This is a genomic window from Kitasatospora sp. NPDC059577 (genome assembly GCF_042735475.1).
Lineage (GTDB): Bacteria > Actinomycetota > Actinomycetes > Streptomycetales > Streptomycetaceae > Kitasatospora.
In genome coordinates this window covers 78,019-79,777 of sequence record NZ_JBHWBZ010000042.1, presented here as the reverse complement: position 1 = coordinate 79,777, position 1,759 = coordinate 78,019, and the positions used below count along the sequence as shown (strand labels likewise).

Genomic DNA, 1,759 nt, shown 5'->3' with positions numbered 1-1,759 from the left:
GGGGGGGGGCGCGCGCCGCCGGCGCCCGGGGGGCGCCGCGACCCTCCGGGGGGCCGCGCGCACCTCCCCCCGCCCCCCCCGCCCCGGGTGAAGCGCGCGGCGTCGCGCCGACGCACGGTCGGACGAGGACTCAGACGCTGACGCCGAAGTCCTGCGCGATGCCCCGCAGGCCGGAGGCGTAGCCCTGGCCGATGGCGCGGAACTTCCACTCGCCGCCGCTGCGGTACAGCTCGCCGAAGACCATCGCGGTCTCGGTGGAGGCGTCCTCGGAGAGGTCGTAGCGGGCCAGCTCCGCGTTGTCGGCCTGGTTCACCACGCGGATGAAGGCGTTGCGCACCTGGCCGAAGTTCTGGCCTCGGCTCTCGGCGTCGTAGATCGACACCGGGAAGACGATCTTCTCCACGTCCGCCGGGACGCCGGCCAGGTTGACCTTGATCGCCTCGTCGTCGCCCTCACCCTCGCCGGTGCGGTTGTCGCCGGTGTGCTCGACCGAGCCGTCCGGGCTCTTCAGGTTGTTGAAGAAGACGAAGTTGCCGTCCGAGCCGACCTTGCCCTGGGCATTGCAGAGCAGTGCGCTGGCGTCCAGGTCGAAGTCCGTCCCGGTGGTGGTCCGGACGTCCCAGCCGAGGCCGACGATCACTGCCGTGAGCCCAGGGGCCTCCTTGGTGAGCGAGACGTTGCCGCCCTTGCTGAGGCTGACTCCCACGTGTCCTCCAAGAATCGGGAGGCACGCCCTGTGGTGGTGCCCCCGGTGGTGCGGTCCGGGGCCCCGGGAGCGCACCGGCTCCCGCTCCCCACCCCGCCAACGGCCCGAGCGTAGTACGCGGTTCCCGTCCGCAGCGCGGTTGCGGCCGGACACGACCGCCGGGCACCCGGGCGGCCGGGTGCCGGGCCCGCCCCGGACGGCCGGAGCGGGCCCCGGGGCGGTGCTCAGAGCGCGGCGAGGACCCTGAGGTACTCCTGCTCGTCCCGGGCGTCCGGGAGGCCGTTGACGACGCTCCAGCGGACCGTGCCGGCCCTGTCGACCACGAAGGTGCCGCGCAGCGGGCAGCCCCGCTCCTCGTCGAGGACGCCGTACGCCCGGGTGACCTCGCCGTGCGGCCAGAAGTCGGCGAGCAGCGGGAACTCCAGGCCCTCGCGGTCGGCGAGCACGCGCTGGGAGAACTGCGAGTCGCAGGACAGGCCGAGCACCTGGACGTCGTCGTTCTGCAGCCCGGACAGCTCCCGCTGGATCGCGCCGAGCTCGCCGGTGCAGACGCCGGTGAAGGCGAACGGGTAGAAGACCAGGACGACGTTCTTCTCGCCGCGGAAGTCGGCGAGCCGGACCGACTCCCCGTGCTGGTTGTTGAGCTCGAAGTCCGGAGCCTGGGTGCCGACCTCGACGGCCATGGGCGGGACCTTTCTGACGCGACCGGGCCGCGCGGCGGGGCGCGGCTGGCCACATCCTCGCATTCGTTTACGGGCGTTCCGCCGAACGGATGAGGCGGGCCCGTCGGGCACCCGACTCCTTTCGCCCTGGGCGAACGCGCCACCGCCCGGCCCGAACACCGCCGCAGCCCGGCCCGAACACCACCCGACGCCGGCCCGAACACCGCCGCAGCCCGGCCCTGGCCCGACCGCCGCCGGAGCCCGCCCCGGCCCGGCCGCGACGCAAAAGCGCCGGGGGGCCCCCCGGGGGGGGGGCCGCGGGGGGCCGGGCGGGGGGGGGGGTACCCGGGCGGGGCGGGGCGGGCGGGGGGGCCGGGGGACGGGAGGGTTT

At 75.2% G+C, this 1,759-nt stretch carries 2 protein-coding genes; both read right to left on the bottom strand.

The annotated features are described in order from the left end of the window. Positions 1 to 130 precede the first annotated feature (130 nt). On the bottom strand, positions 131 to 706 hold the full coding sequence (locus ACFV0O_RS27670; protein WP_380346306.1) for a TerD family protein: 576 nt from the start codon (positions 704 to 706) through the stop codon (positions 131 to 133). A 224-nt stretch (positions 707 to 930) separates the two neighbouring features. After that, on the bottom strand, positions 931 to 1,389 hold the full coding sequence (locus ACFV0O_RS27665) for a peroxiredoxin (RefSeq protein ID WP_380346305.1): 459 nt from the start codon (positions 1,387 to 1,389) through the stop codon (positions 931 to 933). Positions 1,390 to 1,759 lie beyond the last annotated feature (370 nt).